Origin of the sequence: Pseudomonas parakoreensis (genome assembly GCF_021602155.1) — a bacterium.
GTDB lineage: Bacteria > Pseudomonadota > Gammaproteobacteria > Pseudomonadales > Pseudomonadaceae > Aquipseudomonas > Aquipseudomonas parakoreensis.
In genome coordinates, this window is record NZ_BQHY01000003.1 from 199841 (window position 1) to 224284 (window position 24444).

Here is a 24444-nt window from a genome sequence, read left to right on the forward strand (position 1 = left end):
AGCGATGCAGACGACTCGGTCTGCCAGTAACACCGCGGTGATGCCATCGCTGGCAAGCCAGCTCCCACAGGAATCGCGACAGACACAGAATTTGAGTAACCCGCTGGCGTTGTCCGGCGGTACAACGAACCGAATTTGTTAGCACAGGGAGCCTCCCATGCAGCACGAAACACATACCCACGGCATCAACATGTCGGCCCTGGGTCGCGACAAGCAGAGCCTGAGCCTCGAGCAGGAAACGGTAGCCATCGAAGTCCCGGGTCTGAGCCTGTTCTACGGTGAGAAGCAGGCGCTGTTCGACGTCAGCATGAACATCCCGAAACAGCGCGTGACCGCGTTCATCGGCCCGTCCGGCTGCGGCAAGTCCACGCTGCTGCGCACCTTCAACCGCATGAACGACCTGGTGGACGGCTGCCGTGTCGAAGGTGCGATCAACCTGTACGGCAACAACATCTATCGCAAGGGTGAAGACGTCGCCGAATTGCGTCGCCGCGTCGGCATGGTGTTCCAGAAGCCCAACCCGTTCCCCAAGACCATCTACGAAAACGTGGTCTACGGCCTGCGTATCCAGGGCATCAACAAGAAGCGCATCCTCGACGAAGCCGTCGAGTGGGCGTTGAAAGGCGCGGCCCTGTGGGATGAGGTCAAAGACCGTCTGCATGACTCGGCACTCGGCCTGTCCGGTGGTCAGCAGCAGCGTCTGGTGATAGCCCGCACCATCGCCGTTGAACCGGAAGTGTTGCTGCTCGACGAACCGTGCTCGGCCCTCGACCCGATCTCGACCCTGAAAGTCGAAGAGCTGATCTACGAGCTGAAGTCCAAGTTCACCATCGTCATCGTGACCCACAACATGCAGCAGGCCGCGCGTGTTTCCGACTACACGGCGTTCATGTACATGGGCAAACTGGTGGAATTCGGCGACACCGACACCCTGTTCACCAATCCGGCGAAGAAGCAGACCGAAGACTACATCACCGGTCGTTACGGCTAGCAGATGGCGGTTGCTCACAGAAATTGACGCTGCGGCCCGCCGCACCTTACCGGACGCTCCAAGGACGCCAACATGATTAGTAAAGAAGGCCTTACCCACCACATCTCCGCGCAGTTCAACGCTGAACTGGAAGAAGTGCGCAGCCACCTGCTGGCCATGGGCGGGCTGGTCGAGAAGCAGGTCAACGACGCGGTCACCGCACTGATCGAGGCCGACTCCGGCCTGGCTCAGCAGGTGCGCGAGATCGACGACCAGATCAATCAGATGGAACGCAACATCGACGAAGAATGCCTGCGCATTCTCGCCCGTCGGCAGCCGGCGGCGTCCGACCTGCGTCTGATCATCAGCATCTCCAAGTCGGTGATCGATCTGGAGCGCATCGGCGACGAAGCGACCAAGATTGCCCGCCGTGCCATTCAGCTGTGCGAAGAAGGCGAAGCGCCGCGCGGTTATGTCGAAGTGCGCCATATCGGCGATCAAGTGCGCAACATGGTGCGCGATGCGCTGGACGCCTTTGCCCGCTTCGACGCCGATCTGGCCCTGTCGGTGGCGCAATACGACAAGGTCATCGACCGCGAATACAAGACCGCGCTGCGTGAGCTGGCCACCTACATGATGGAAGACCCGCGCTCTATTTCGCGGGTTTTGAGCATCATCTGGGTGCTGCGTTCGCTGGAGCGTATCGGCGACCACGCGCGCAACATCTCGGAGTTGGTGATCTACCTGGTACGCGGCACCGATGTGCGGCACCTGGGCCTCAAACGCATGAAAGAAGAAGTTCAAGGCACAAGCGGCGAAACCGCTAATGTTCCGGGCGATGCTGACGATAAGTAAGATTGCCTGAGAAAAGCGCCCGGCCCTTTGGCCGGGCGTTTTTGTTTAGGGCGATTGAGCAGAGAATCGAATTAAAAAGCAGCACCCGCGAACGAAAAGTCCCGGCGTGACTGAAGATTGTTGGCAATGTGCCATCAGCAAAGCGGTATGCTTGCCGGGATTTTTATAGGGGTGTTGGATGAGCAAGATCAGTGTGTTGGTCGTGGACGACGCTTCGTTCATTCGCGACCTGGTGAAAAAGTGCCTGCGTAATTACTTCCCGGGGATCCGCACCGAGGATGCCATCAACGGCAAAAAGGCTCAGGCCATGTTGGCCAAGGAAGCATTCGACCTGGTGCTGTGCGACTGGGAAATGCCGGAAATGTCCGGTCTTGAACTGCTGACCTGGTGCCGCGAGCAGGACAATCTCAAGACCATGCCATTCATCATGGTCACCAGCCGTGGTGATAAAGAGAACGTGGTGCAGGCGATTCAGGCCGGCGTTTCCGGCTATGTCAGCAAGCCGTTCACCAACGAGCAACTGCTGACCAAGGTCAAGCAGGCGCTGAACAAGGTCGGCAAGCTCGACACTCTGATGAACAGCGCGCCGACCAAGATGAATTCGGCATTCGGCAACGATTCCCTGAGCGCGTTGACCGGTGGCAAGCCTGCGGTGGTCGGTGCTGCGCCGGCACCTGCTGCGGCGCCGTCCCGCGGCTTGCTCAACAGCCCGCCAGTCCAGGCTCCGGCCGCCTCCAAAGCCCCGGCCGGAGGTCGTGGCCAGGGCCAGTTGCGCCTGCCGGGCGGCACCCAGCAATGCGTGATCAAGGCCCTGAGCATCAAGGAAGCGCTGTTGGTGGTGAAACGCACCGAGACCCTGCCGCAGATTCTCGACAGCGCCGTGCTCGATCTGGAGCAGGGCGACAACGCCGAAATCGCCCGCCTCAACGGCTACCTGCACGCCATCGTTGCCCACGAACAGAAAGCCGACAGCGACTGGCTGCAACTGACATTCCGTTTCGTCGACCAGGATGCGCAGAAGCTCGACTACATCTCCCGCCTGATCGCCCGCGGTACGGCGCAGAAGCACTTCGTTCCGGGCGCGTAAGCGGCGTCTGTGAAAAGATCGCAGCCTGCGGCAGCTCCTACATTGGAATGCATTTCCCTGTAGGAGCTGCCGCAGGCTGCGATCTTTTGCTTTGTGCGCTGGGCAATTTGAAACATCTGTCGACTAGCCTGGTCTGTCTCAGCTGCTAGGCTCTTTTCCAGGCCTTCCTTCGACAGATTCCTGCCCATGCTCGCGCGCCTGCTGTTTCTCTGTGGTCTTTTCCTGGCCTCCACCTCGACTGTGGCCATGACCATCTACAAATCCACCGATGCCAACGGTGTCGTGTCGTACAGCGATCGGCCGAGCAAAGGCTCGCAGGTGTTCGTGTTTCAGGACCGCATGGTCGAACATCTGGAGCGCCAGGTGTACCTCGACATCAAGAAGCAGAAGGGCGCCGACGTGGTGTTCGTGCGCAACGATCTGTATGCACCGGTCGAGATTGCGCTGGCGTTTACCGGGATGAGCAACGTGCGTGGCGTGCCGGCCCAGACCATCCGCCGAGTGCTGCCTGCGCGCAGTAATACCCGGTTGGCACTGCTCACAGCGATTACCCAGGGTCAGCCGCTGGTGTATTCACCGCAATTTCAGTATTCCCTGGGTGACCCTGCAGGCGCCGCGCAAAGCTATCGCTATCCGTTGCCGTGGCGGGGCGGGCCGTTCCGTCTGAGTCAGGGCGCCAATGGCCAGTACAGCCATTACGGGCCGAAGAACCGGTATGCGATGGACATCGCCATGCCGGTCGGCACGCCGATCATCGCCGCACGGGCCGGGGTGGTGGTGAAAACCGAAAATTCGCAGAGCGGGCGCGGCAATGATGCGTCCGGCAATTTCGTCCGGGTGCTGCATGACGACGGCACGATGGGCGTGTACCTGCACCTCAAGCAAGGTTCGGTGAGCGTGCGCGAGGGGCAGCGGGTGACGGTCGGCAGCCCGCTGGCACTGTCGGGCAATACCGGCAACAGCAGCGGTCCGCACCTGCACTTTGTGGTGCAGCGCAATACCGGGCAGGGGCTGGTGTCGATTCCGTATCAGTTCAACCAGCCGCTGGGGGCATTGCCCAACTTTGCGTTGGGCAAACAGTAAAACCGTTAGGGGGCCGCTGTGGAGGGGCTTTTGTGGTGAGGGGATTTATCCCCGATGGACGGCGCAGCCGTCCCAAAATCATTGAAGGCATTGAGTCAGGAGTTACGCGATTGCAGATTACAGGGACGCTCCGCGACCCATCGGGGATAAATCCCCTCACCACAGAAGCGTCCCCCAAAACACCCATCAATCCAGCATCAACACCTTGGCCAGCACAATCTTCGGCCCTTTCATCTTCTTGATGATGATCCGCAGGCCTTCGACTTCCAGCACTTCTTCCTCTTCCGGGACGCGCTTGAGGGTTTCATAGACCAGCCCGGCGAGGGTTTCCGCTTCGATGTGATCCAGGTCGATACCGAGCAGGCGTTCAACCTTGAACAGCGGCGTGTCGCCGCGTACCAGCAGCTTGCCCGGCTGATACGCGAGGATCCCGCGCTCGGCCTTGCGGTGTTCGTCCTGGATGTCGCCGACCAGCACTTCCAGCACGTCTTCCATGGTCAGGTAGCCGATGATGTTGCCGTCGGCCTCTTCCACCACGGCGAAGTGCGAGCCGCCCTTGCGGAACTGCTCCAGCAGCTGCGACAGCGGCATGTGCCGCGACACGCGCTCCAGCGGGCGGGTCAGCTCGGCCAGGTTGAACGACTCCGGAATGTGGTCCAGCGCCGCCAGCTCCAGCAGCAGGTCCTTGATGTGCAACAGACCGACGAACTCCTGGCGCTCGCTGTCGTACACCGGGTAACGGCTGAACTTGTGGCGGCGGAACATCGCGAGAATTTCTTTCAGCGGCGCGTTGAATTCCAGGGTAATCAGGTCTTCGCGGGAGTTGGCCCAGTCGACCACCTCCAGTTCGCCCATCTCCACCGCCGAGGCCAGCACGCGCATGCCCTGGTCGCTCGGGTCCTGACCACGGCTGGAGTGCAGGATCAGTTTCAGTTCTTCGCGGCTGTAATGGTGTTCGTGGTGCGGGCCGGGTTCGCCTTGGCCGGCGATGCGCAGAATCGCGTTGGCGCTGGCGTTGAGCAGGTAGATCGCCGGGTACATCGCCCAGTAGAACAGGTACAGCGGCACTGCCGTCCACAGCGACAGCAGCTCGGGTTTGCGGATCGCCCATGACTTGGGCGCCAGCTCACCGACCACGATGTGCAGGTAGGAAATGATGAAGAACGCGGTAAAGAACGAAATGCCTTTGACCACTTCCGGCGACTGCACGCCGACCGCGCTCAGCAGCGGCTCGAGCAGGTGCGCGAACGCCGGTTCACCGACCCAGCCCAGACCGAGGGAGGCGAGGGTGATACCGAGCTGACAGGCCGAGAGGTACGCATCCAGTTGACTGTGAACGGTGCGCAGGATGTGCCCGCGCCAGCCGTTCTTGTCGGCGATGGCCTCGACCCGGGTCGAGCGCAGTTTGACCATGGCAAATTCCGCCGCAACGAAGAAGCCGTTGAGCAACACCAGGATCAGAGCGAAAAGAATCATGCCGAAATCGGCGAAAATCGTAGCGAGGGACAAGCCAGGGGAAGGGTCCATGATGGAGTTTTGCAGGTTCCGTGTGATTCGTAAGAGAGAAAAAATCGCGCCTGAAAGGCAGACGCAAGTCAGCCAATGTAGCGGCTGACTTGGCGATTGCCTAGTGGCGCGTGCTGGCCGGTATCACTCGGCGGCGCTGATGGCCCGTGCATGGGCCACCTGGGCCGGGGCGAAGTGGCAGGTGAACGTGCTGCCATGACCAGGCACGCTGCTGATCTCCATCCGTGCGCGGTGGCGCAGCAACACATGTTTGACGATTGCCAGGCCCAGCCCGGTGCCGCCGGTGTTGGAGTTGCGACTGGAGTCGACACGGTAGAAGCGTTCGGTCAGGCGCGGCAGGTGCTTGCTGTCGATGCCGATCCCGGAGTCCTGCACGCTCAGGTGCGCGCCTTGCTCGTCGCCCCACCAGCGAATGCGGATGTTGCCCTCGGCCGGGGTGTACTTCACGGCGTTGAACACCAGGTTGGAGAAGGCGCTGCGCAGTTCCGCCTCGCTGCCCTTGAGCAGGATCTTGCCATCGGCTTCGAGGGTGATTTTCTGGTTTTTCTGCCCGGACAACTGCTGCGCATCGCTTTTGATCGACTGCAGCAGGGTGTCGATCTGCACCGGCTGATTGTCCGACGGGTAATCGGTGGCTTCCAGTTTCGCCAGCAACAGCAGGTCGTTGAGCAGGGTCTGCATGCGCCCGCCCTGTTGCTGCATCTGCTGCAGGGCGCGACTCCAGCGCGGATTCACTTCCTCGACATTGTCGAGCAGGGTTTCCAGGTAGCCGCAGATCACCGTCAGCGGCGTGCGCAGTTCGTGGGAGACGTTGGCGATGAAGTCTTTGCGCATCTGTTCCAGTTGATGGATGCGCGTGACGTCGCGCACCAGCATCAAATGTTCATTGTTGCCGTAGCGCGTCAGGTACAGCTGAATGCGCACCCGATCATTGGTCGGCGAAGGGATTTCCAGCGGTTCGGCGTAGCTGTCCTGCTCGAAGTATTCCTTGAAGCGCGGATGGCGCACCAGGTTGGTCACCGGTTGGCCACTGTCCTGCGGGGTCTTGAGGCCGAGCAGGGTTTCGGCAGCGCGGTTCCACCATTCCAGATTGCCGTCGCTGTCGAGCATGATCACCGCATCTTTGAGCGCGGCGGTGGACTCCTGTACCCGGTCGATCACCGCTTGCAGGCGTCCGCGTACCCTTTGGTCGCGGCGTTGCAGGTGGTAGATGCTGTCGAACACCTCGCCCCACAGGCCATAGCCATCGGGCGGTGCTTCATCGGGTTGGTGCAGACGCAGCCATTCGTGCAGGCGCAGCAGTTGCTTGAGCGTCCAGGCCAGATACAGGCCCAGGCCGGCAGCGAGGCTCCAGCCGTAATAGCCGCTGATCAAACCGATCACCAGGCAGGCGGTGACCAGCAACAGCATGTGGCGAATCAGGGTGCCATGCCAGTTTTGATTCACGGAAAATACGGTCCTTGTCAGCGAGTCTGGCGGTCGGATCAGGCCTTGGTGGAAAACCGGTAGCCGGTGCCGCGCACGGTTTGTACCAGATTTTCGTAGGCATCGCCGAGGGCCTTGCGCAGGCGCCGGATGTGTACGTCGACGGTGCGCTCTTCAACATAGACGTTGCCGCCCCAGACCTGATCCAGCAACTGCCCGCGCGTGTAGGCGCGTTCCTGGTGAGTCATGAAGAATTGCAGCAGACGGTATTCGGTCGGGCCCATCTCGGCCGGACGGCCGTCGATGGTCACGCGGTGGCTGATCGGGTCGAGCAGCAGGCCGCCGACTTCGATTGGTGCTTCGCCATCGGTCGGGCCGGCGCGACGCAGCACAGCCTTGAGGCGGGCGACCAGTTCGCGTGGGGAAAACGGCTTGGTGATGTAGTCGTCGGCGCCGACTTCAAGACCCTGAATCTTGTTGTCCTCTTCGCCCTTGGCGGTGAGCATGATGATCGGGATGTCCCCGGTCAGTTCGTCACGCTTGAGGCGGCGGGCCAGTTCGATGCCGGAGGTGCCGGGCAGCATCCAGTCGAGCAGGATCAGGTCCGGTTTGCGGTCAACGATGATGGCGTGTGCCTGCTGCGAGTTCTCCGCCTCGAGGCAGTCATAGCCGGCCATTTCCAACGCAACGGCGATCATTTCGCGAATGGGCGCTTCGTCGTCGACGATCAGAATGCTCCTGCCAACCATGCCTTAATCCTCTTGTCATTTAACTGTCTTGCGCCGCATTAGATAACGGAATTATTGCAGTCGTGTGACAGTATTTTAGTCGTCCGGCGGTTGGCGTGATCCTGGACTAAGCTCTAAGTCCGAATCCTGACAACCACAAAAGAAGGTTTCCATGACTCAAATGACTGCTTCTTTCAAAGCCCTGCTGATGGCTGCTGCCGTTGCATTACCGTCGATGGCGTTCGCCGCCGACCCGGTCATGATGAAAGACGGCATGATGACCGATCACAAAGGCATGACCGTGTACACCTTCGACAAGGACACGGGCGGTAAATCGATGTGCAACGGCGATTGCGCGAAGAACTGGCCGCCGATGATGGCGCCGGCGGGTGCCAAGGCTGAAGGCAAATTCACCCCCATCAAGCGTGATGACGGCACCATGCAGTGGGCATATGACGGCAAGCCGCTTTACACCTTCAAAATGGATGAAAAACCCGGCGACATGAAGGGGGAAGGGTTCAAGGACATGTGGCACATGCCTAAACACTGATTCCTGCAGTAACTACGTCCCTGTGGGAGCGAGCAGGCTCGCTCCCACAGGTTTTTGTGGATCAGCGCAACGCGTAATCCAGCACGATCCCGACAAAAATCGCCAATCCGGCCCAATGGTTGTGCAAGAACGCCTTGAAGCAACGCATGCGGTCGCGATCGCGGGTGTACCAGAACTCCCACGCATAACAGCCAGCGGCCACCAGCAGGCCGAGATGGAACCACGTCCCCAGCTCGAACTTCGACCCGGCCAGCAACAGGCAGCCGAGCGACAGCGCCTGCAACGTCAGGATGATCACCCGGTCCGCATCGCCGAACAGAATTGCCGTGGATTTCACGCCGATCTTCAGGTCATCGTCACGATCGGTCATCGCGTAATAGGTGTCGTAACCCACTGTCCACAACAGATTGGCGATCCACAGCAGCCACGCGGCGGCAGGCAGTTCGCCGGTTTCGGCGGTGAACGCCATCGGCATGCCCCACGAGAACGCCGCGCCGAGCACCACTTGCGGGTAATAGGTGTAGCGCTTCATGAACGGATAGGTGAACGCCAGCGCCAGGCCGCCCAGCGACAGCCAGATGGTCGGCGCATTAGTGCACAGCACCAGCAGGAAACTCACGCCCATCAGCAGCGCGAAGAACACCAGCGCCTCTTTCGAACTGACCTTGCCGCTGGCCAGCGGTCGTTGCGCGGTGCGTTTGACGTGGCCATCAACCTTGCGGTCGGCCCAGTCGTTGATCACGCAACCCCCGGCGCGGGTCAGTACCACACCAAGGACGAAAATCACGATATTGGCCAGCGAAGGCGCGCCCTTACCGGCAATCCATAGCGCCCATAGCGTCGGCCACAGCAGCAGGTAAATGCCGATCGGCTTGTCCATGCGCGTCAACTGAATGAAATCCCAGGCGCGTGGATTCAAACGGTTCAGGGACTTGAGCAGGCTCTGGTACATCAGCAGTTCTCCGGATGGGCGCGGGCGGCGTTCCACAGCGTCGGCAGGAAAATCTCCGCCACCAGCACGCTCAAGGCGCCACGGTCGAAGCGCGAACGGCGGCCCCACAGTTCGGGCGCCTGGCAGGCTGACGGCAACCAGTCCTGCGGGTAGTGGCAGACCTCGATGGCGCGGCGCTGGAAGGCGTGGTCGCAAAACAGCAGTTCGCCCAGCGAGCGGCTGCCCAGTTCATCCATGTGCAAGCCGTCGCCTTGCAGGGCGGCGCGTGACGCCACGCTGCGGGCGAACACCCAGGCTTCGCCGTGACCGCGCAGATACACCTCGCGCACCCAGCCTTCGCTGCCTTCGGCCAGATCCAGCGCCGCGCATTCGTCGCTGCGCAAAGTGTCCCAGCCTTCGAACAGCGGCGTGACACTGAAGCCGTCATTCGACAGCCGCGTCAGGCGGCGGGTCAGCGAGCCTTCGTCGAACAACCAGTTCAGGGTCAACGAATCGGGAAGGGACGTCAGTCGGCTTTGAGTCAGCCAGAGCGGGGCCGGGCAGGCATTTGAATGGTGCACAATGAGTCATTATTGGCCGCAAATGAGGCGGCGAGCTTAACATGGCGTGCTGCGAATTTGATGGATCCGGGTCGCCGTTGCGCCGAACAGGCTTGCATCTGCCCGGCACCCTCAGTACAAAACGCCCTGAGCCGGACGGCAGCACAACCACCATCGACCGTCCGCGCCGACCAAAGCCTGAAACCCTGAGGAAGTACCTGAATGAAAAAGTGGCAATGCATCGTCTGCGGCCTGATCTACAACGAAGCTGACGGCTGGCCGGATGACGGCATCGCGCCGGGCACCCTGTGGCAGGACGTGCCGGAAGACTGGCTGTGCCCGGACTGTGGCGTCGGCAAACTCGACTTCGAAATGATCGAAATCAACTAAGCACCAACAAGGAGTAAGGCATGAGCGCACCTGTCGTCATCATCGGCACCGGCCTGGCGGGCTACAACCTGGCCCGGGAGTTTCGCAAGCTCGACAGCGAAACCCCGCTGCTGCTGATTACTGCAGATGATGGCCGCTCATACTCCAAACCGATGCTCTCCACCGGTTTCGGCAAGAACAAGGACGCCGACGGCCTGAGCATGGCCGAACCCGGCGCGATGGCCGAGCAATTGAAGGCCGAAGTGCGCACCCACACGCGCATCAGCGGCATCGACGCCGGCCACAAGCGCCTGTGGATCGGCGAAGAAGCGGTGTACTACCGCGACCTGATCCTCGCCTGGGGCGCGGAAACCGTGCGGGTGCCGATCGAAGGCGATGGCGCCGAACTGGTATTCCCGATCAACGATCTCGAAGACTACGCACGCTTTCGTGCCGCCGCTGCTGGCAAGCGCCGCGTATTGCTGCTGGGAGCGGGCCTGATCGGCTGCGAATTCGCCAACGACCTGATCCTCGGCGGCTACGAGGTGCAACTGGTGGCGCCGTGCGAGCAAGTGATGCCGATGCTGCTGCACCCGGCCGCTGCGGCCGCCGTGCAGGCCGGGCTGGAAAGCCTGGGCGCGCGTTTTCACCTTGGCCCGGTGCTGACCCGCCTGCAAAAAGTCGCGGACGGGCTGGAAGCGCATCTGTCCGACGGTCAGGTGATTGCCTGCGATGTGGTGGTGTCGGCCATCGGCCTGCGTCCGCGCATTGATCTGGCCGCGGCGGCCGGGGTGCAGGTCAACCGCGGCGTTGTTGTCGACCGGTATCTGAAAACGTCCCACCCCAATATCTACGCCCTGGGCGACTGCGCCGAGGTCGATGGGCTGAATCTGTTGTACGTGATGCCCCTCATGAGCTGTGCGCGTGCGCTGGCACAAACCCTGGCGGGTAATCCGACGGCGGTGAGCTACGGCGCGATGCCGATCACGGTGAAAACCCCGGTGTGCCCGTTGGTCGTTTCGCCACCGCCAAGGGGCAGCGAAGGCGTCTGGACCGTCGAAGGGCAGGGCGCCGAAATCAAGGCCCTGTGCCACAGCGCCGAGGGTCAGTTGCTCGGTTACGCGCTGACTGGCGCGGCAGTGATGGAAAAACTCGCCCTGAACAAACAGCTTCCGCCCCTGCTGGCGTAAATACCGGTCGTTCTGTCGGAATCACCCCGCTTTTGCCCCTACAAAGGTCGCGGGGAGACTGGCGCCGCCGGTATCCGCGTGCCATTCTCACTCCCGTCTGCCGCAGAGTAGAGCCTGCGGCGCCTTGGGCGCTGTTCCAACGAGAACAGCACGGACATAACAACAAAAAACCGTCAAAGGGGCTTCACTAATGCGTAAACCAGAACTCGCCGCTGCAATCGCTGAAAAAGCGGATCTGACCAAAGAACAGGCCAACCGCGTTCTCAACGCCGTCCTCGAAGAAATCACCGGCGCTCTGCACCGCAAGGACAGCGTCACGCTGGTGGGCTTCGGCACCTTCCTGCAACGCCACCGCGGCGCCCGCACCGGCAAGAACCCGCAAACCGGTGAGCCGGTGAAGATCAAAGCCAGCAACACCGTGGCATTCAAGCCAGGCAAGTCGCTTAAAGACAGCGTCAATCCTTAAATTGCGGCGAACTCCCTGACGAGCAGGGAGAACTGCAATAAAAATGGGCACACCGATTGCGGTCGGGTGCCCATTTTTTGTGGCTGCCCATCGGCTTACTGACGTCGGAAACAGGCCTTGCCGTTGCCGAAATCCACGGCCAGACAGTTCGGTTCGATGGCCAGTTGCAGATCCTGAAACAGGCCAGACAAATCGCTGTTCGACGCCGCTTTGGTCTCGCTCTTCAGCGTCACGGTGTTGTTCTCCACCCGCCAGGTGCCTTTGGCAAAGCCGTCTGCGCTGCCGTACGCCACGCCGGCGTCAAACGTGCCGTCCTTGCGCAACAGCAATTCAGCGCCCATTTCCATTGCGCCGGTCAGATAGTAATGACCATCCAGTGGCGGTGTCTCTGCAGAGGCTTGAGTGACGGGTAGCGACATCAGTGCTGCGAACAACAGGGGTTTCAATTCCATGAGGTAAAGCTCCTTGGCGGCTCCGGGCTCGGGAGCCGAATGAGATGCAGGCTTCGGACCGTGGCTCAACAGTCAGCCGGTCTGGTTGACATTGCCGGTCGAAAAGAATTTACCAAGGCAAGCTGGCAACGTGGGAAATAAAACGATGTAAGAATTATCCCTGACATTTATCAGAGTATTTTCGGCATGGAAGTGTTGCTTAAGGGCTGGAAATGACTGTTGGATCGCACTTCGATAATTATTGAGTTGGCACTGAAGTGCAGCATTCACGAGATGGATAAAGTTTCAGAAAAATGAATTGCCATCAATTTGATGGCACTTTTGTTGTTGCGCGTTGTCGCCAGTGAATTGTTTGTAAAATCCAGCGGGTTTTCGGAAGAATCCTACTTCTATTTTTTTCGAGAGTTGTCATGCTGGCCGCCGTGTAATGGGCCGGATGTTCGATGCGATTTGTGCAAGCTGGATCGGGCCGCTCTGGATCAAGGGTTTTGAGGGCGCAGGGCGAATGTTCACAATATAATTCGCCATCAGGGATTCCCCTGCCATATATAGGGTGATCTCTTACACAGCCCAATGAACACTTCGTCTTGTTGTTTAATCAGATGCTTGCTAGTGGCCATCATAGTGATTACGATGCGCCCACTTGAAAGAGCACATCTCAATTGGATGAGTCGCTTCACCGCTCTTCGATACTGTCCCGCGCCGCGGTAACTCCAACAGGCGCCTGACTGTAATCCTGAATAAAGGCCATGGATGTCCTACTCAAGCAAACTTTCCGCCCATTACCTCGAACTCGCAAAAGTCTCTGTTTCCAAAGAGAATTTCGCGGGCGAAGACGTTCGTTTTTCGAGCGAATTCGAGGCGCTGGAAAGCGAGCTGGCCAAAGCCTCGTCGATGCACGAAAGCGGGCAGATCGACTGGCTGAAAATCCGTGAAAACAGTGAAAACCTGCTGCGTACCCAATCCAAGGATTTGCGTGTCGGCGCCTGGCTGACCTGGTCGCTGTACCAGCGCGAATCCTTCCCCGGGCTGCTGGCCGGCCTCGGTCTGCTGCACCATCTGTCGGAAAACCACTGGGCCGACGTTCATCCGCTCAAACCGCGCACCCGTGCCGCCGCCATCGGCTGGCTGGTGCCGCGCCTGGAGCAGGTGCTCACCGAAAACATCGCGATCAAGGAGCAACTGCCGATGTTCCGGCAGTTGTCCGAGCACCTGGCCGGTCTCGATGCCGCGTGCACCGAACATTTGGGCGACGATGCGCCGCTGCTGTTGCCGCTCTCGCGTCGCCTGAAAACCATGATCCAGCGTGCCGCCGACAATCAGCCGGCCCCTGGTGTGGTGGGTGCGGCGGTGGCGCAGGTCAAGCAGGCCGCGAGCCAGCTGCTGACCCCCGGCGCACCGATCGACAACGAAAAAGACGCTTACAAGGCACTGCGCGCCCAGCAGGAAAGCGCGCGTCCGTTGTGTGCCTGGTGGCTCAAGCAGAAGGCCACCGACCTGCGCGCCCTGCGTCTGAACCGTACTTTGCTGTGGCTGCCGATCGACGCGGTGCCCGAGCGCAACGCCGAGCAGATCACCGTGTTGCGCGGTCTGCCGGTGGACAAGCTCAAGCAGTACCAGGATCGCTTCGATCAAGGCAAATACGCCGACCTGCTAGTGGAACTGGAGGCGAGCCTGGCGAAGGCGCCGTTCTGGTTCGACGGCCAGAGGATGGTCTGGGAGTGTCTCCAGAACCTCAACGCCGAGATGGCAATGCGCGAAGTGGAAATCCACTTCGCGCTTTTGGTTCAGCGCCTGCCCGGCATTATCGAATGTCGCTTCCATGACGGTGCGCCGTTTGCCGATCCGTCCACCCGGGCGTGGATCGCCGGCAATGTCATGCCGCACCTGCAAAGCGCCAGCGCGCCGCGCAAGGTCGAAACCGACGACGTCGAAACCCAGCCCGCCTGGGAAAAAGCCCTGCAGGACGTGCTGCCGCTGCTGCGCAAGGAAGGCCTCAAGCCTGCTGTGCAGATTCTCAAGCAAGGCCTGCAAACGGCCCACGGCGGACGCGAGCGGTTCTTCTGGCAGTTCGCCCTCGCGCGGCTGTGCTTCATGGCCAAGAAATACGAACTGGCCAAGAACCAGCTCGAAACCCTCGATCAGACATTACAGGACTCAGGCCTGCACGCCTGGGAGCCCGATCTTGCATTGGAAGTGCTGCACCTGCTGCACAGTTGCTGCGAGCTGTTGCCGCAGAACCATGCAGTGCGTGAACGCAAGGAAGAGATTTATCGCAGGCTGTGCCACCTCGATCTCGAAGTGGTACTCGAATAGGCCCCAGGGCCACAACCGCAAGGAGAAAAGCCATGGCCAAAGAAGGCTCGGTAGCCCCCAAGGAACGCATCAACGTCACCTTCAAACCCGCCACCGGCGGTGCTCAGGAAGAGATTGAACTGCCGCTGAAGCTGCTGGCAATCGGTGACTACACCCACCGCAAGGACGATCGCAAAATCGAAGATCGCAAGCCGATCAGCATCGACAAGATGACCTTCGACGAAGTGTTGGCCAAGCAAGAACTGGGTCTGACGCTGAGCGTGCCGAACCGTCTGCAGGAAGATGGCGAGGCCGACGAGCTGGCTGTGCAATTGCGCGTCAATTCGATGAAGGACTTCAACCCGGCCAGCCTGGTCGAGCAAGTGCCTGAGCTGAAAAAACTGATGGAACTGCGCGATGCGCTGGTGGCCCTCAAAGGCCCGCTGGGTAACGCACCTGCGTTCCGTAAAGCGATCGAAGGCGTGCTCGCCGACGACGAATCCCGCGGTCGCGTACTCGGTGAGCTGGGCCTGAACGCCGCAGCCCCGGACGCCTGAGACTCCAGCCAAGGAAGCCAACACAATGAGCACTAGCGCAGCACAAGAGAAGAGCGCCGAGAGCGGCGAATACAGCATTCTCGACAGCATCATCGCCGAAACCCGTCTGACTCCGGACGACGAAGCCTACGACATCGCCAAGCGTGGCGTCTCGGCGTTCATCGAAGAACTGCTCAAGCCGCAGAACAACGGTGAGCCGGTCAAGAAGGCCATGGTTGACCGCATGATCGCCGAGATCGATGCCAAGCTCAGCCGTCAGATGGACGAAATCCTGCACCACCCGGATTTCCAGGCGCTGGAATCGTCGTGGCGTGGCCTGCAGTTGCTGGTCGACCGCACCAACTTCCGCGAAAATATCAAGATCGAAATCCTCAACGTCTCCAAAGAAGACCTGCTGGACGATTTCGAAGATTCGCCGGAAGTCATGCAGTCGGGCCTGTACAAGCACATCTACACCGCTGAATACGGCCAGTTCGGTGGTCAGCCGGTGGGCGCGATCATCGCCAACTACTTCATGTCCCCAAGCTCGCCGGACGTGAAACTGATGCAGTACGTGGCCAGCGTTTCCTGCATGTCCCACGCGCCGTTCATCGCCGCGGCCGGCCCGAAATTCTTCGGTCTCGAAAGCTTCACCGGCCTGCCGGATCTGAAGGATCTGAAAGACCACTTCGAAGGCCCGCAGTTCGCCAAATGGCAGAGCTTCCGTACTTCGGAAGACTCCCGTTACGTTGGCCTGACCGTGCCGCGTTTCCTGCTGCGTAACCCGTACGATCCGGAAGAAAACCCGGTCAAATCGTTCGTGTACAAGGAAACCGTTGCCAACAGCCACGAGCACTACCTGTGGGGCAACACCGCGTTCGCGTTCGGCACCAAGCTGACCGACAGCTTCGCCAAATTCCGCTGGTGCCCGAACATCATCGGCCCACAGAGCGGTGGCGCGGTTGAAGATCTGCCGTTGCACCACTTCGAAAGCATGGGCGAAATCGAAACCAAGATCCCGACCGAGGTTCTGGTCTCCGACCGTCGTGAATACGAACTGGCCGAGGAAGGCTTTATCTCCCTGACCATGCGCAAAGGTTCCGACAACGCGGCGTTCTTCTCCGCCAGTTCGGTGCAGAAGCCGAAGTTCTTCGGCATCAGCGCAGAAGGCAAGGCGGCAGAGCTGAACTACAAGCTTGGCACCCAACTGCCGTACATGATGATCGTCAACCGCCTGGCTCACTACCTCAAAGTGCTGCAGCGCGAGCAACTCGGTTCGTGGAAAGAGCGTACCGACCTCGAACTGGAACTGAACAAGTGGATCCGCCAGTACGTGGCCGACCAGGAAAACCCGAGCGCCGAAGTGCGTGGCCGTCGTCCGCTGCGCGCTGCGCAAGTGATCGTCAGTGACGTTGAAGGCGAGCCGGGCTGGTACCGCGTGAGCTTGAACGTGCGCCCGCACTTCAAGTACATGGGTGCCGATTTCACCCTGTCGCTGGTTGGCAAGCTGGACAAAGAGTAAGAGCGACTCATGGACGGATACGGCAGCCTCTTCGAACGCCTCAACGGCGACGTGGAACTACGCAAGGGCAACAGCCTTGAGGCTTGTGCCATGGCGTCAGTGGCTGCCCATCTGGCCAAAATGCTCAGCACCCGGGCCGGCAGCGTGCAAACGCTGGCCGACTACGGGTTGCCCGATCTCAATGACATGCGTCTGAGCCTGCACGACTCCCTGAGTCAGGCCCGTCTGGCCATCGAAAACTTCATCGAAGCCTACGAGCCGCGCCTGAGCAACGTGCGTGTCATTTCCCTGCCGCGTGACCACGACCAGTTGCGGCTGGCCTTCAGCATCGAAGGCCTGCTGGAAGTCGAGGGGTTCAAGCGTCAGGTCAGTTTTTCCGCGCGCCTGGATGGCAGCGGTCAAGTGAAGGTCACCTAAGGAGATTCCCGATGTCTGGCAAACCCGCAGCACGCGTATCCGACCCCACCGCTTGCCCACTTCCTGGCCACGGTACCAACCCGATCGCCGCCGGTTCCGGCGACGTGTTCTTCGACGGCCTCGCGGCCGCCCGCCAAGGCGATGCCTCGGCGTGTGGTGGTGCGTTGGTTGGCGATCTGGCGACCACGGTTTTGATCAATGGCAAACCTGCCGCCACCGTAGGTTCAGTCGGGGCCCATGGCAACAAGGTCACTGCCGGCTCCGGGACGGTGATTATCGGCAATTCGCATTCGCCGGCGCCGTTTGTGCCGCCGTTACCGGTGGAGATCAAATGGCCGTTCGATGAGCACTTTACGATCAATTGCCAGGACACAGGCAAGCCAATGGCGGGTGTGGCGTACACATTGAAAACCGCTTCGGGAAAGATCATCAATGGTGTTACCAGTGCTGATGGAAAAACGCAGAAAATTTCTTCCGCTCAGGCCGAGGCGGTGGAATTAATAATTGAACAACAAACTGAAGTGATGATTGGCTGAGTGCTTGGCTGGTTTTTATACGTGAGCTTCGGTTTCTAAGGTTTGAAGTAAGGACGTTGATATGGCAGACACGGTAGTAGCATCCAGCCTCACCCCAGCGAGTAACAAAGCTGGGCAGTCTACTGTTGTTCGTCTTTTTAAAGTTAGCGATATTCCTGCTGCCATGGACAAAATGAAATGGCCGGTTGCCGCCGCATTGATGCGTCACTGGTTTAATGGTGCCCCTTGGAAGAACGCCAGTGGCGGAATGGAAAAAGAAGAAAAAGAACGTGTGAGGCCGGTGCCCGATCAGTATATCGAAGAAAATATAGTGAAGATGGACTGGGTGCTGAAATTCAAGAAGCCTGAAGAAACGCGTAAAGTTCTTAAAGCGGCGTGGAATAATGAAAAAGCCATGCCAGAAATAAGCACCAAGATACTCCGTGCATTTGGAAAGTTGGGTCCTGGTTGTTATCCAGTTAGATTTAACGGTAAGGGGCGCGCAGCCGAAAAGTTCGGTTATTTTAACTCGCGTGCAGTTAACTTCAGTCAGTTGGGTGGTGGTGAACTCGATGAGCTGCGCGGAGCTTTGGCGAACTTCAATATGCGAGTTATCGCAGAAGGCGTTGTCAACGTCTTTGACAGGAAAGTCGTGTTCGTAGCCGATCGCCTGGGTTACTACGTTGAAGACAATTACGATTTTAACGATGGTGATGATTTCATCAGTCAGCCACTCGGATTCTGGAATTTCGATGGCGTCGCCGGGGTAATGGACGCCAATGCGCAAAATATGGCAATCGATCAGGAAACTGCAGGTATCGCTCGGTCATCCATATTCGGAATGAGCGAGGCGGCAGAAAAGCGGTTTGTCGAAGCTGCGAATAAACGATATTTCTTTATCCAGAACAAGCATTTTGTGGAATACAGGAAGCTTTACTCAAAAGGCGGGGATTTCAAGCTGTTCTCCGATATTTTTTATGAAAATATTAATCCTGTGACTATTGAGTTGGTGAAAAATTGATGCGCGCCAAAAAGATTGTCCTGCTCCTCGGCTTTTTGCTGGTCGTGATTGTTTTTTTTGCTGTTTCCATGAACGGTATTATTACGCGTCAGGCGAGCAGTTCTGTAGTAAGCGAATCAGGGAACTATTTGATTGAAAATGTGCCCGTCAGAGGTTTGCTTGTGCCTTTTGATGATTTGTCATACTTGCGAATTACCGACAAGAGAGACTCGAACGCAGTATTTCGATCGCCTTTATATTCTCGCGGTACTGTAGATATGACTGCCCATGAAGATAATGTAATTGTGGGTATCGTATGGATCGATTTTTACAAGCGCGATCAACATTTTGGTATCAGAGTTCCGGAGTGGAAACCGCATTGGCTCAACGCTTTTATCAGTAACACCCCTTATGAAATTGCTGAGGGCGATTAGGGGAGAGCCAAGTCGCCGGCATGACATGAACACCACTATCCGTCCGTTCTACAGGGTGTGTTTTTGATGAGTTCCACTACCAGGCAGGTAACCCGTGTCCTTTAACCACTACTACCAAAGCGAACTCACCGCACTGCGCCAACTCGGTCGCCGTTTCGCCGAGCGTAGTCCGGCGTTGGCGCCGTTCCTGGGCCAGGCCGGGCGGGATCCGGATGTGGAGCGGTTGCTGGAAGGTTTTGCGTTCCTTACCGGGCGTCTGCGGCAGAAGCTCGATGACGAGCTGCCGGAGCTCAGCCATTCGCTGATGCAACTGCTGTGGCCGAACTACATGCGCCCGCTGCCGGCGTTCAGCATTTTGCAGTTCGATCCGCTCAAGCGTTCTGGCCCGGCGCTGGTGGTCGAGCGCGATACGCCGATCGAAAGCAAACCGATCGAAGACGTGCGTTGCCGCTTCCGCACCTGCTACCCGACCGAGGTGCTGCCGCTGGATCTGGCCGCGCTGAACTATTCGGTAAAGGGCGACGGTTCGCTGCTCAGCCTGCGTCTGGAAATGAGCGCCGACGGTCACCTCGGTGAGCTGGAACTGAGCAAACTGCGCCTGCACTTTGCTGGCGAACGCTACATCAGCCAGATGCTGTACCTGAGTCTGCTGCGCAACCTGGAAGGCATCGAACTGATCCCGCTCGACGGTGCGGGCAAGCCCATCGACGGTGTGGCCGGCAAGCCGATGGCGTTCAAGATTCCCGGTGACCGGGTCAAGCCAGTGGGCTTTGCCGAAGAAGAGGCGTTGATCCCGTATCCGCTGAACACCTTCCGTGGCTATCGCTACCTGCAGGAATACTTCGCCTTCCAGGACAAGTTCCTGTTCGTCGACGTCAACGGTCTGGACATCCTCAAGGCGCTGCCGGAAGACACGCTCAAGCAGATGCGCGGCCTGGAGTTGCGTTTCGATATTCGCAAGAGCGGCATCATGCGCATGCGGCCGACCCTGGATAACGTGAAGCTGTTCTGCACGCCGATTGCCAACCTGTTCGCCCACGACGCCCTGCCGATCCGCCTTGATGGCAAACAGGATGAATACCTGCTGCTGCCGGCGGAATACGATTTGGAAAACTGCGGCGTGTTTTCGGTGGAAACCGTCACCGGCTGGAAGCCCGGCGGCCTCGGTTATCAGGAGTACGTGCCGTTCGAGTCGTTCGAGCACGACCCGAGTTTCGACGTGCCCAACAGCCGTCCGCATTACAGCATCCGCCAGCGTTCGTCCTTGCTGCATGACGGCCTCGACACCTACCTGAGCTTCGGCATCCGCCACACCGAAGCCCACGAAACCCTGTCGATCGAGTTGATGTGCACCAACCAGAACCTGCCGCGCAAGCTCAAGCTTGGCGACATCTGCATGGCTTGCGAAGAGACCCCGGAGTTCCTCAGTTTCCGCAACATCACCCCGGCCACGTCGAGCTTTGCGCCGCCGCTGAACCGTGACTTCCTGTGGAAGCTGATCAGCAACATGTCGCTCAACTATCTGTCGCTGGCCGACGTCAACGCGTTGAAGGTGATTCTCGAAACCTACGACCTGCCGCGCTACTACGACCAGCACGCGGAGAAGGTCAGCAAACGCCTGCTCGGCGGCCTCAAGCACATCAAGCACCACCACGTCGACCGGCTGCACCGTGGCTTGCCGGTGCGCGGTCTGCGCACCGAACTGACCATCGACCCGGAAGGGTATATCGGCGAAGGCGACCTGTTCGTTTTCGCCTCGGTTCTTAACGAGTTTTTCGCGCTTTACGCCAGTCTCAATTCGTACCACGAGCTGCGGGTAAAAAGCACACAGGGAGAGGTGTACCAATGGACACCACGTATGGGCCTGCAGCCCCTGCTTTAAGCGGGCTGACCAAGGTAATACGCGAGTACTCGCTGTTTCAGGCCGTGCTGCTGGTGATCGACCGGCTGCGCGAGGCGCACCCGTACCTGAGCGAAGACGATCTGTACGACCAGGTGGAGTTTCAGGCCAACCCGAGCCTGGGCTTTCCGCGCAGCGACGTCGATCGCGTGGAGTTTTTCGAAGAGCACGGGCAGATGCGCGCGCGCATGCGTTTCAACCTGATCGGCCTGGTCGGCTCCGGTTCGCCGCTGCCGGCGTTCTACGGCGAGCAGGCGCTGGGCGACAGCGAGGACGGCAACCCGACGCGCAACTTCCTCGACCTGTTCCACCATCGCCTGCAACGGCTGATGCTGCCGATCTGGCGCAAGTACCGTTATCGCGCCAGCTTCCAGAGTGGCGCGATCGACCCGTTCTCGTCGCAGCTGTTTGCGCTGATCGGTCTGGGCGGCGACGAGATCCGCAAGGCCAAGGAGCTGAACTGGAAGCGCCTGCTGCCATACCTTGGTTTGCTCAGCTTGCGCGCGCACTCGGCGGCGCTGATCGAAGCCGTGCTGCGTTACTACTTCAAGCACGAAGACCTGGTCATCGAGCAGTGCATCGAGCGCCGCGTGGAGATCCTCGACGAGCAGCGCAACCGCCTCGGTCGCGCCAACAGCCTGCTCGGTGAAGACTTGGTGCTGGGCGAGCGGGTGCGCGACCGCAGCGGCAAATTCCGCATTCACATCACCGAACTCGACTGGGAGCGATTCCACGAATTCCTGCCGATCGGTTTCGGTTACCAGCCGCTGTGCGCGCTGGTGCGGTTCACCTTGCGTGACCCGCTCGATTACGACATTCGCCTGGTGCTGCGCCCGGAAGAAATCCGCGAACTGCGCATTGGTGAGAAGAACGACTGTCGCCTGGGATGGACCAGTTGGCTGGGCTGCGAAAAAGCAGACGGCGTGGTCACCCTGGGCAGCAAAATTCATTAAGGACGTGAGCCATGATCAACGTAGACCTGCAACAACTCATCCAGGCGCTGGACGCCGAAACCCGTCGTGATCTGGAGCGTTCGGCCGAACGTTGCGTGGCCCGTGGCGGCAGCAAGATCCTCGTCGAAGACCTGCTGCTGGGTTTGCTGGAACGTCCGAATGGCTTGCTGTCGCGCGCCTTGCAGGATGCGGATGTCGATGCCGGTGAACTGAGCGCTGCGCTGCAATCTCGCGTTGAACACAGCGCCTCGCGCAACCCGGTGTTTGCTCCGGAACTGGTGCAGTGGCTGCAAGACGCGCTGCTGGTGGCCAACCTCGAACTGGGCCAGACCTCGGTGGAAGACGCCGCGCTGATCCTCGCGCTGCTGCGCAACCCGATGCGCTACGCCGGCAGCCGTTACCAGCCGTTGCTCGCCAAACTGAACATCGATCGCCTGAAGGAATTTGCCCTGTCGCAACAGGAGCAACCGGCCGCCAGCGGCAAGCCGGCGGCGCAGGGCGAATCGCTGCTGCAGCGCTTCACCCACAACCTGACCCAACAGGCCCGCGACGGCAAACTCGACCCGGTGCTGTGCCGCGATGGCGCGATCCGCCAGATGGTCGACATCCTTGCCCGTCGCCGCAAGAACAACCCGATCGTGGTCGGTGAGGCCGGGGTCGGTAAAACCGCCATCGTCGAAGGCCTGGCCTCGCGCATCGCGGCCGGTGAAGTGCCGCAGGTGCTCAAGGGCGTCGAGCTGCTGTCGCTGGACATGGGCTTGCTGCAGGCCGGCGCCAGCGTCAAGGGTGAATTCGAGCGTCGTCTCAAAGGCGTGATCGACGAAGTCAAAGCCTCGCCGAAACCGATCATCCTGTTCATCGACGAAGCCCACACCCTGATCGGCGCGGGCGGTAATGCCGGCGGTTCCGACGCGGCCAACCTGCTGAAACCGGCGCTGGCTCGCGGTGAACTGCGCACCATCGCTGCGACCACTTGGGCCGAGTACAAGAAATACTTCGAGAAGGACCCGGCGCTGGCCCGTCGTTTCCAACCGGTGCAGTTGCATGAGCCGACCGTCAGCGAAGCGGTGACCATCCTCCGTGGTCTGGCGCAGGTCTACGAGAAGAGCCACGGCATCTACCTGCGCGATGACGCGGTGGTCTCGGCGGCGGAATTGTCGGCGCGTTATCTGGCCGGTCGGCAGTTGCCGGACAAAGCGGTCGACGTCCTCGACACCGCCTGCGCTCGCGTGCGCATCAGCCTTGCCGCTGCCCCGGAAAGCCTCGAGCGCCTGCGTGGCGAACTGGCCGAAGGTGGTCGTCAGCGTCAGGCCCTGCGTCGCGATGCCGAGGCCGGTCTGCTGATCGACCACGAAGCGCTGGATGCACTGGAAGCGCGACTGGACGAAGCCGAAAACGAAAGGGTCGCGCTCGAAACGCTGTGGATTGAACAGAAACAACTGGCCGAGCGCCTGCTGGAACTGCGCCAGCAACTGGCCAAGGCCCGCGAAGCTGCCGCCGTCGAGCCGACTGTCAGCGTTGAAGAAGACGCCGAAGGCACGGTGATCGAAACCATCGCCGCCGAGGTCGAGGAAGGCCAGAGCGTTGAAGCGCTGGAAGCCGAACTGCACCAGACCCACAGCGCCCTGACCGCGGCTCAAGTCAAAGAGCGTCTGGTCAGCTTCGAAGTCTGCCCGCGTCTGGTAGCCGAAGTGATCAGTGCCTGGACCGGCGTGCCGCTGGCGCAACTGGCCCGCGAACACAACGCCAAGGTCGCCAGCTTCGCTACCGATCTGCGCACGCGCATCCGGGGTCAGGAACAAGCCGTGCACGCGCTGGATCGCTCGATGCGCGCCACTGCCGCCGGTCTGAACAAACCGGATGCGCCGGTCGGCGTGTTCCTGCTGGTCGGCCCGAGCGGCGTCGGCAAGACCGAAACCGCGCTAGCCCTGGCTGACCTGCTGTACGGCGGCGACCGTTTCATCACCACCATCAACATGTCCGAATTTCAGGAGAAGCACACCGTCTCGCGTCTGATCGGTGCGCCACCGGGCTACGTCGGTTACGGCGAGGGCGGCATGCTCACCGAAGCGGTGCGCCAGAAGCCGTACTCGGTGGTGCTGCTCGATGAAGTCGAAAAGGCTGATCCGGACGTGCTCAACCTGTTCTACCAGATCTTCGACAAGGGCGTGGCCAATGACGGCGAAGGTCGCGAGATCGACTTCCGCAACACCCTGATCCTGATGACCTCGAACCTTGGTAGCGACAAGATCAGCGACCTCTGCGAAGACGGCGCTCGTCCGACCGCCGAGCTGCTGGAAGAAACCATTCGCCCGGTACTCAGCAAACACTTCAAACCGGCGCTGCTGGCACGGATGAAAGTAGTGCCGTACTACCCGGTCGGCGGCCCGGTGCTGCGCGAGCTGATCGAAATCAAACTCGGTCGTCTGGGCGAGCGCCTCAATCGCCGTCAGCTGGATTTCAGCTGGTGCCAGAACCTCGTCGATCACCTGTCCGAGCGTTGCACGCAAAGCGAAAGCGGTGCGCGTCTGATCGACCATCTGCTCGATCAGCACGTGCTGCCGTTGGTGGCTGACCGCTTGCTCGATGCGATGGCCACCGGTGAAAGCCTCAAGCGTGTGCATGCCACGCTCGATGGCAACGCCAGCGTGACGTGCGAGTTCGCCTGAGGTGGGTGTG

Annotated in this window: 24 protein-coding genes; 18 read left to right on the plus strand and 6 right to left on the minus strand. The window is 59.9% G+C overall.

The features are described from left to right. Positions 1–157 precede the first annotated feature (157 nt). From pstB to L6D63_RS05655, 4 genes are all read left to right on the plus strand, one after another. Positions 158–991, plus strand: a complete 834-nt coding sequence (gene pstB / locus L6D63_RS05640) for a phosphate ABC transporter ATP-binding protein PstB (RefSeq protein WP_007962289.1) — start codon at positions 158–160, stop codon at positions 989–991. 72 nt (positions 992–1063) lie between these two features. Beyond that, entirely contained in the window at positions 1064–1825 is a 762-nt protein-coding gene (phoU, locus tag L6D63_RS05645; protein WP_007962290.1) for a phosphate signaling complex protein PhoU, read from the plus strand. A 178-nt stretch (positions 1826–2003) separates the two neighbouring features. Continuing rightward, positions 2004–2912: a response regulator gene (locus L6D63_RS05650; protein ID WP_131670756.1), complete on the plus strand. Its 909-nt coding sequence runs from the start codon at positions 2004–2006 to the stop codon at positions 2910–2912. A gap of 186 nt (positions 2913–3098) precedes the next feature. Beyond that, on the plus strand, positions 3099–3995 hold the full coding sequence (locus tag L6D63_RS05655; protein ID WP_041071631.1) for a peptidoglycan DD-metalloendopeptidase family protein: 897 nt from the start codon (positions 3099–3101) through the stop codon (positions 3993–3995). 186 nt (positions 3996–4181) lie between these two features. Here L6D63_RS05655 and L6D63_RS05660 read toward each other — a convergent pair whose 3' ends face one another. The 3 genes from L6D63_RS05660 to phoB form a co-directional block, all read right to left on the minus strand. Further along, the gene (locus L6D63_RS05660; protein WP_007962298.1) at positions 4182–5522 is read right to left on the minus strand and encodes a hemolysin family protein; all 1341 of its coding nucleotides are present in this window, start codon (positions 5520–5522) and stop codon (positions 4182–4184) included. A 123-nt stretch (positions 5523–5645) separates the two neighbouring features. Beyond that, the gene (gene phoR / locus L6D63_RS05665) at positions 5646–6932 is read right to left on the minus strand and encodes a phosphate regulon sensor histidine kinase PhoR (protein WP_230679407.1); all 1287 of its coding nucleotides are present in this window, start codon (positions 6930–6932) and stop codon (positions 5646–5648) included. Positions 6933–7006: 74 nt separating this feature from the next. Continuing rightward, complete coding sequence (gene phoB / locus L6D63_RS05670; RefSeq protein ID WP_003229608.1) at positions 7007–7696, minus strand: phosphate regulon transcriptional regulator PhoB; 690 nt, start codon at positions 7694–7696, stop codon at positions 7007–7009. Positions 7697–7847: 151 nt separating this feature from the next. Here phoB and L6D63_RS05675 point away from each other — a divergent pair, with 151 nt between their 5' ends. Further along, positions 7848–8225 (plus strand): COG4315 family predicted lipoprotein, encoded by a 378-nt coding sequence (locus L6D63_RS05675; RefSeq protein WP_041071626.1) that lies wholly within the window; start codon positions 7848–7850, stop codon positions 8223–8225. A gap of 61 nt (positions 8226–8286) precedes the next feature. Here L6D63_RS05675 and ubiA read toward each other — a convergent pair whose 3' ends face one another. Both ubiA and L6D63_RS05685 read right to left on the minus strand, forming a co-directional pair. Further along, the gene (gene ubiA / locus L6D63_RS05680) at positions 8287–9177 is read right to left on the minus strand and encodes a 4-hydroxybenzoate octaprenyltransferase (protein ID WP_047297312.1); all 891 of its coding nucleotides are present in this window, start codon (positions 9175–9177) and stop codon (positions 8287–8289) included. Beyond that, positions 9177–9737 carry a chorismate--pyruvate lyase family protein gene (locus tag L6D63_RS05685; RefSeq protein WP_047297311.1) on the minus strand — a complete coding sequence of 187 codons (561 nt, stop codon included), beginning with the start codon at positions 9735–9737 and terminating at the stop codon, positions 9177–9179. Before L6D63_RS05685 ends, ubiA begins: the two co-directional genes overlap by 1 nt. A gap of 201 nt (positions 9738–9938) precedes the next feature. Here L6D63_RS05685 and L6D63_RS05690 point away from each other — a divergent pair, with 201 nt between their 5' ends. The 3 genes from L6D63_RS05690 (at position 9939) to L6D63_RS05700 (ending at position 11741) form a co-directional block, all read left to right on the plus strand. Beyond that, positions 9939–10106, plus strand: a complete 168-nt coding sequence (locus tag L6D63_RS05690) for a rubredoxin (RefSeq protein ID WP_041071620.1) — start codon at positions 9939–9941, stop codon at positions 10104–10106. Positions 10107–10126: 20 nt separating this feature from the next. Further along, positions 10127–11275 carry an NAD(P)/FAD-dependent oxidoreductase gene (locus L6D63_RS05695; protein ID WP_131670755.1) on the plus strand — a complete coding sequence of 383 codons (1149 nt, stop codon included), beginning with the start codon at positions 10127–10129 and terminating at the stop codon, positions 11273–11275. Positions 11276–11465: 190 nt separating this feature from the next. Beyond that, entirely contained in the window at positions 11466–11741 is a 276-nt protein-coding gene (locus L6D63_RS05700) for an HU family DNA-binding protein (RefSeq protein WP_003213368.1), read from the plus strand. 95 nt (positions 11742–11836) lie between these two features. On the opposite strand, the gene L6D63_RS05705 is transcribed toward L6D63_RS05700, so the two are convergent. Then, positions 11837–12193, minus strand: coding sequence for a hypothetical protein (locus L6D63_RS05705; protein WP_047297309.1), 357 nt, complete (start codon positions 12191–12193; stop codon positions 11837–11839). Positions 12194–12946: 753 nt separating this feature from the next. Between L6D63_RS05705 and tssA the strand changes: the two genes are divergently transcribed. The 10 genes from tssA (at position 12947) to tssH (ending at position 24434) form a co-directional block, all read left to right on the plus strand. Next, a complete protein-coding gene (tssA, locus tag L6D63_RS05710) occupies positions 12947–14509 on the plus strand; it encodes a type VI secretion system protein TssA (protein WP_047297308.1) in 1563 nt (520 codons plus the stop codon). A gap of 32 nt (positions 14510–14541) precedes the next feature. Then, a complete protein-coding gene (gene tssB / locus L6D63_RS05715; RefSeq protein ID WP_003229587.1) occupies positions 14542–15045 on the plus strand; it encodes a type VI secretion system contractile sheath small subunit in 504 nt (167 codons plus the stop codon). Between the two features lie 25 nt (positions 15046–15070). Beyond that, on the plus strand, positions 15071–16546 hold the full coding sequence (gene tssC, locus L6D63_RS05720; protein WP_003229584.1) for a type VI secretion system contractile sheath large subunit: 1476 nt from the start codon (positions 15071–15073) through the stop codon (positions 16544–16546). A 9-nt stretch (positions 16547–16555) separates the two neighbouring features. Next, complete coding sequence (gene tssE / locus L6D63_RS05725) at positions 16556–16963, plus strand: type VI secretion system baseplate subunit TssE (protein WP_047297307.1); 408 nt, start codon at positions 16556–16558, stop codon at positions 16961–16963. Positions 16964–16974: 11 nt separating this feature from the next. Beyond that, positions 16975–17499 carry a PAAR domain-containing protein gene (locus tag L6D63_RS05730; protein ID WP_131670754.1) on the plus strand — a complete coding sequence of 175 codons (525 nt, stop codon included), beginning with the start codon at positions 16975–16977 and terminating at the stop codon, positions 17497–17499. Between the two features lie 61 nt (positions 17500–17560). Beyond that, positions 17561–18499: a DUF6402 family protein gene (locus L6D63_RS05735; RefSeq protein ID WP_131670753.1), complete on the plus strand. Its 939-nt coding sequence runs from the start codon at positions 17561–17563 to the stop codon at positions 18497–18499. Continuing rightward, on the plus strand, positions 18499–18912 hold the full coding sequence (locus L6D63_RS05740) for a hypothetical protein (protein WP_131670752.1): 414 nt from the start codon (positions 18499–18501) through the stop codon (positions 18910–18912). Before L6D63_RS05735 ends, L6D63_RS05740 begins: the two co-directional genes overlap by 1 nt. A 94-nt stretch (positions 18913–19006) precedes the next feature. Then, entirely contained in the window at positions 19007–20794 is a 1788-nt protein-coding gene (tssF, locus tag L6D63_RS05745; protein ID WP_121182770.1) for a type VI secretion system baseplate subunit TssF, read from the plus strand. After that, positions 20758–21765: a type VI secretion system baseplate subunit TssG gene (gene tssG / locus L6D63_RS05750; protein WP_041071592.1), complete on the plus strand. Its 1008-nt coding sequence runs from the start codon at positions 20758–20760 to the stop codon at positions 21763–21765. The genes tssF and tssG overlap by 37 nt, the downstream gene beginning before the upstream one ends. Positions 21766–21776: 11 nt before the next feature. Then, the gene (gene tssH, locus L6D63_RS05755; protein ID WP_095667999.1) at positions 21777–24434 is read left to right on the plus strand and encodes a type VI secretion system ATPase TssH; all 2658 of its coding nucleotides are present in this window, start codon (positions 21777–21779) and stop codon (positions 24432–24434) included. Positions 24435–24444: the final 10 nt, after the last annotated feature.